The 5649-nt window shown below is 71.9% G+C and carries 6 protein-coding genes; 4 read left to right on the forward strand and 2 right to left on the reverse strand.

Going from position 1 to position 5649, the window contains the following annotated elements; all coding sequences use genetic code 11:
* Positions 1-46 precede the first annotated feature (46 nt).
* Entirely contained in the window at positions 47-727 is a 681-nt protein-coding gene (locus J1C73_RS21695; RefSeq protein WP_123470082.1) for a hypothetical protein, read from the reverse strand.
* Positions 720-1499, reverse strand: coding sequence for an alpha/beta hydrolase (locus tag J1C73_RS21700; protein WP_207317886.1), 780 nt, complete (start codon positions 1497-1499; stop codon positions 720-722). Before J1C73_RS21700 ends, J1C73_RS21695 begins: the two co-directional genes overlap by 8 nt.
* 282 nt (positions 1500-1781) lie before the next feature.
* Between J1C73_RS21700 and J1C73_RS21705 the strand changes: the two genes are divergently transcribed.
* The 4 genes from J1C73_RS21705 to J1C73_RS21720 form a co-directional block, all read left to right on the forward strand.
* The gene (locus J1C73_RS21705) at positions 1782-2555 is read left to right on the forward strand and encodes a lysophospholipid acyltransferase family protein (RefSeq protein ID WP_241199941.1); all 774 of its coding nucleotides are present in this window, start codon (positions 1782-1784) and stop codon (positions 2553-2555) included.
* 36 nt (positions 2556-2591) lie between these two features.
* Positions 2592-3818, forward strand: a complete 1227-nt coding sequence (macS, locus tag J1C73_RS21710; protein WP_207317887.1) for a MacS family sensor histidine kinase — start codon at positions 2592-2594, stop codon at positions 3816-3818.
* Complete coding sequence (locus J1C73_RS21715) at positions 3815-4513, forward strand: response regulator (RefSeq protein ID WP_123470074.1); 699 nt, start codon at positions 3815-3817, stop codon at positions 4511-4513. Before macS ends, J1C73_RS21715 begins: the two co-directional genes overlap by 4 nt.
* Before the next feature lie 119 nt (positions 4514-4632).
* A partial coding sequence (locus tag J1C73_RS21720) for a 6-phosphofructokinase (protein ID WP_207317888.1) occupies positions 4633-5649 on the forward strand: 1017 nt, incomplete at its 3' end.

Raw genomic sequence — 5649 nt, forward strand, 5'->3', positions numbered from 1 at the left:
CTGATCCAAACGAAAGACCCCAGGCCGCGTCCGCGAGATCCCGTGCTCAGACCACCGCGCCGCGGCCGGGGTCGTCGCCGTCCTCGTCGTCGTGCTCCATCCGCGCCACCAGTGTCACGAAGCCGCCCAGGAAGCCACCGACGCAGACCGTCGTCAGCCACCAGGTCATCTCCCACTGGAGCAGCACCGCGAGCAGCAGCAGGACCGGTCCGCCGACCACCGCGAGCCAGGCGAACTTCGCCGTGACATCGGCCTCCGGCAGCGGCGGCGGCTCCGGCGGCACGAAGTGCCCCTCGCCGCTGTCGTCCCCGTCGTCGGTGTCACCCGCGGCGGGCTCCGCCGGCTCGTAGTCGCGCGGGCCGCCCCCGACGCCGGGGGCGAACACCACCGAGCTGCCGAGCGGCTTCTCCGGCGGCTTGGGCGGCCGCTTGCCGATGCCCTTGTCCGGGTCCAGCGCGGACAGCGGACCGTCCTCCAGCAGCGCGACATCCTCGATGGACCGGAACGGCCGCGCACCCGGCGGGTCCGGCGGCTCGTCGCCGTACCCCGCGACGATCGCCTTCCAGACGGCGTCCTCGTCGACCGGCCGCTCCCCGTCGCCGCCCTGGGCCAGGCCCGGGGCCTCCGACGGGGGTGCGCCGCCGTCATCGGGGACGGCCGCTCCCTCGGCGGGGAGCGGCTCGCGCTCCTCCTCGCTGCCCGCGCGATCCGCGTCGTGCTCAGCCACCGGACGTGCTCCCCTTCTTCCCGACGCTCGGAGCGAGGCGGCCGATGAACGAATAGCTCTCGTCGAAGATCCGCTCCGCATCGTGGTCCAACGTCGCCACGTGGTAGCTCTGTTCCAGGAGGATCTCCTCGACGTCCGTGGACGAGACCCGGCTCAGGATCCGGGCCGAGTCGGCGGGCGGCACGACATGGTCCTGCGGGCTGTGCAGCAGCAGGATCGGCTGGGTCACCTGGGGCAGTTCGGCGTCGACCAGCCGGAAGAACTTCCGTACCGAGTGCGCCGCGTGCAGCGGCACCCGGTCGTAGCCGACCTCTTCGGCGCCCGCCAGGGCGATGTCGCTGGTCAGGCCCTTCGTCGTCGGCACCAGATGACGGGCGACCGGCAGCGCGTGCGCCGCGAGACCGTGCACCTTGTTGGCCGGATTGACGAGCACCAGGCCCTGGACCGCGTGACCGTGCTTCGCCGCGAGCCGCAGCGAGAGGGCGCCGCCCATGGAGAGACCGAAGACGAAGACCTGGGAGCACCGCTCCAGCAGCGACCGCAGCTCCCGGTCCACCTCCGCGTACCAGTCCTGCCAGCCGGTCACCTGCATGTCCTGCCAGCGGGTGCCGTGCCCGGGGAGCAGGGGCAGCGAGACCGTCAGCCCGCGCGCCGCCAGGTAGTCGGCCCAGGGGCGCAGCGACTGCGGGGAGCCGGTGAATCCGTGGCAGAGGAGGACGCCGACCTCTCCGCCCTCGTGGCGGAACGGCTCGGCTCCAGGAAGGACCGGCACCGGGGTCTCCTGTTCGTGAGGCTCGGAGGGGAGCGAAAGGGGGAGTGCAGAAGGATTACTTCACCGTACGCGACCGGGCCGACACCGACCAGGGCCGTCACCGGCACGGGCCGGGTACCCCGGGCCGTGCCGGGCAGGAGCACGGACGGCGGTACGGGTTAGGGTCTGTCCGGGGGATCGCAGTCGGACAGGGTGAGGCGCCGTGCCGGACGTCGCGACCGCGGCTCCGAGCCGCCGGGCAGACCCTGAGGCCTGCCGGACAGCACACAGGAGGCACCCGAGTTGATCTACGGCGCTATGAAGTTCTCCATCGGCGGGTCGCTGAAGCTCGCGTTCAGGCCGTGGGTGGAGGGCCTGGAGAACATTCCCGCGCAGGGACCCGCGATTCTCGCGAGCAACCATCTGTCCTTCTCCGACTCCTTCTTCCTGCCCGCCGTCCTGGACCGCAAGGTCACCTTCATCGCCAAGGCCGAGTACTTCACCGCGCCCGGCGTCAAGGGCAAGCTGACCGCCGCCTTCTTCAAGGGCGTCGGCCAGCTCCCGGTGGACCGCTCGGGCGCCCGGGGCGCCGGCGAGGCGGCGATCAAGGCCGGCATCGAGGTGATCGAGAGCGGCGGCCTCTTCGGCATCTACCCGGAGGGCACCCGCTCGCCCGACGGCCGCCTCTACCGGGGCAAGCCCGGCGGGCTCGCCCGGGTGGCGCTCGCGACCGGGGCGCCGGTGATCCCCGTCGCGATGATCGACACGGAGAAGATCCAGCCGCCCGGCCAGGTGGTGCCCAAGCTCCTGCGCCCGGGGATCAGGATCGGCAAGCCGCTCGACTTCAGCCGGTACCACGGCATGGAGGGCGACCGCTTCATCCTGCGCTCGGTCACCGACGAGGTGATGTACGAGATCATGAGGCTCTCCGGGCAGGAGTACGTCGACATCTACGCGACCGCCGCCAAGCGGCAGATCGCGGACGAGGCGAAGCAGCGCTCGGAGGCCGCCAAGCGGGCCGCGTCCGACGGCCGGGACGAGCAGCGGGGTACGGACGAGGACCGCGACGGCGCCTGAGCGCGCGCCGGTCCGTGCGGGGTGGGGGAGAAGATGATGGCCAAGCGCGTGCGGGTCGTGCGGATGTCGGTCGAGCAGCCGCTGTGGCGTGCCCTGACCGCGTACCGCATTCTGACGATGCTCTACGCGATCCTGCTCGCCGTCTTCGGACGCGACAAGTACGACCGGCCGTGGGTGGCCGTCGCCTTCCTGACGGTCATGGCCGTCTGGACGCTCGCCACCCTGCCGAAGGTCGCCGGCGCGGTGGCCTGCACCAAGCGCTTCCTCGGCGCCGACCTCGCCCTCGCCCTCGCCGGTATCCTCCTCACCCCGCTCGCCGACTTCCAGGCCCAGCACGTCGACGGTCCGACCCTGCCGTCGATCTGGACCGCGGGTTCCGTCCTGGCCTTCGCGATCAAGGGCGGCTGGCGCTGGGCGGCCTTCGCCTCCAGCTTCGTCGCCGTCGCCAACCTCATCGAGCGCGCCGAACCCAGCCGCGACACCCTGCACAACGTCCTGCTGGTCTGGGTCGCCTCCATCGCGATCGGCTACGTCGTCGAGGTGGCCCGCGCCAGTGAGCGAACCCTCGCCCGCGCCCTGGAGATCGAGGCCGCCACCCGGGAACGGGAACGGCTGGCCCGCGACATCCACGACAGCGTGCTCCAGGTCCTGGCGATGGTGCAGCGCCGCGGTACGGCGATCGGCGGCGAGGCCGCCGAGCTGGGCCGGATGGCCGGGGAGCAGGAGGTCGCCCTGCGCACCCTGGTCTCCAGCGGCCTGGTGCCGCCCACCCGGGTCTCCGAGGACGCCGCCGAGGGCGCCGTGGTGCGTACCGTCGAGACGGACGACGACGAGCCCGACGCGCCGGGCGAGACCGATCTGCGCTCCCTGCTCGCCCCGCACGCCGGCTCCCGGGTCACCTTCGCGGAGCCCGGCGCCCCGGTGCTGCTCGCGCCCGCGGCGGCGACGGAGCTGGCGGCCGCGGTCAGCGCCGCCCTGGACAATGTCCGGGTGCACGCGGGGCACGGCGCCCGGGCCTGGATCCTGGTCGAGGACTGGCCGGACGAGGTGATCGTCACGGTCCGGGACGACGGGCCGGGCATCCCGGAGGGGCGGCTCGCCCGGGCCGAGGGCGAGGGGCGCCTCGGCGTCGCCCTGTCGATACGCGGGCGGCTGGCCGAACTGGGCGGTACGGCCGAGCTGATCTCGGTGCCCGGCCAGGGCACCGAGGTAGAACTGAGGGTTCCGAAGACTCCACGGGGGAAGGCGGGTTCAGTCCGATGAGTGCAGAGCACGACCGGGGTGCGGCGCAGGAGCGGCCGGCCATCAGGGTGATGGTGGTCGACGACCACCCGATGTGGCGCGACGCCGTCGCCCGCGACCTCGCAGAGTCCGGGTTCGACGTGGTGGCGACCGCGGGCGACGGCCCGCAGGCGGTCCGCCGGGCCGGGGCCGTCCGCCCCGACGTCCTCGTCCTCGACCTCAATCTGCCCGGGATGCCGGGCGTCCAGGTCTGCAAGGAGCTCGTCGGCTCGCACCCCGGGCTGCGGGTCCTGGTGCTCTCCGCGAGCGGCGAGCACGCCGATGTGCTGGAGGCGGTCAAGTCCGGCGCCACCGGCTATCTGCTCAAGTCGGCGAGCACCCAGGAGCTGACCGAGGCGGTCCGGAGCACCGCCGCCGGTGACCCGGTCTTCACCCCCGGCCTCGCCGGGCTGGTGCTCGGCGAGTACCGCAGGCTGGCCTCCGAACCCGCACCCGTGGCGTCCGACGAGCCGAAGGCCCCGGAGCTCACCGACCGGGAGACCGAGGTACTGCGGCTGGTCGCCAAGGGACTCTCGTACAAGCAGATCGCCGAACGGCTGGTCATCTCGCACCGCACCGTCCAGAACCACGTCCAGAACACCCTGGGCAAGCTCCAGTTGCACAACCGGGTGGAGCTCGTGCGGTACGCCATCGAGCGGGGACTCGACGACATCTGAGATCAATTCCGGAGAATTGCAAGGGAATTGACCGTCCGGCCCATCCCGGAGTGACCTGAATCACCCTTAGGCTGACCTGTGCATGGGGGGGTGGCTCACTTCGGCGAAGGGATGCTTCCATGCGGGTCGGAGTACTGACCGGGGGCGGCGACTGCCCCGGGCTCAACGCGGTCATCCGTGCCGTCGTCCGCAAGGGCGTACAGGAATACGAATACGACTTCATCGGCTTCCGGGACGGCTGGCGCGGACCGCTGGAAGGTGTGACGGTCCCGCTCTCCATCCCGGCGGTGCGCGGCATCCTGCCACGCGGCGGCACCATCCTCGGTTCCTCGCGCACCAACCCGCTCAAGGCGGAGCACGGTGTCCGCCGGATCCGGGACAGCCTCGGCAGATACGAGGTCGACGCACTCGTCACGATCGGGGGCGAGGACACCCTCGGGGTGGCGGCGACCCTGTCCGACGAGCACGGCATCCCCTGCGTCGGCGTTCCCAAGACCATCGACAACGACCTCTCCGCCACCGACTACACCTTCGGTTTCGACACGGCCGTCGGCATCGCGACCGAGGCCATCGACCGGCTGCACACCACGGCGGAGTCCCATATGCGCGTCCTCGTCGTCGAGGTGATGGGCCGTCACGCCGGGTGGATCGCGCTGCACTCGGGACTGGCCGGCGGCGCCAACGTCATCCTCATCCCGGAGCAGCGCTTCCACACCGACCAGGTCTGCGCCTGGGTGTCCTCCCGTTTCCGGGCGAGCTACGCCCCGATCGTGGTGGTCGCGGAGGGGGCCGTGCCCGCGCAGGGCGAGATGGTCCTCAAGGACGGCTCGCAGGATTCCTTCGGCCATGTCCGTCTCTCCGGGGTCGGCGAATGGCTGGCCAAGGAGATCGAGCGCCGCACCGGTAAGGAGGCCAGGACCACCGTCCTCGGCCACGTCCAGCGCGGCGGCACCCCCAGCGCCTTCGACCGCTGGCTGGCCACCCGGTTCGGCCTGCACGCCATCGACGCCGTGCACGACGGCGACTTCGGGAAGATGGTCGCCCTGAACGGCACGGACATCGTGCGGGTGCCGATCGCGGAGGCGACCGCCCGGCTCAAGACGGTCGACCCCGCGCTCTACGCGGAGGCGGGGGTC

The sequence above is a fragment of the Streptomyces laculatispora genome, from assembly GCF_017353455.1.
GTDB classification, from domain to species: domain Bacteria; phylum Actinomycetota; class Actinomycetes; order Streptomycetales; family Streptomycetaceae; genus Streptomyces; species Streptomyces laculatispora.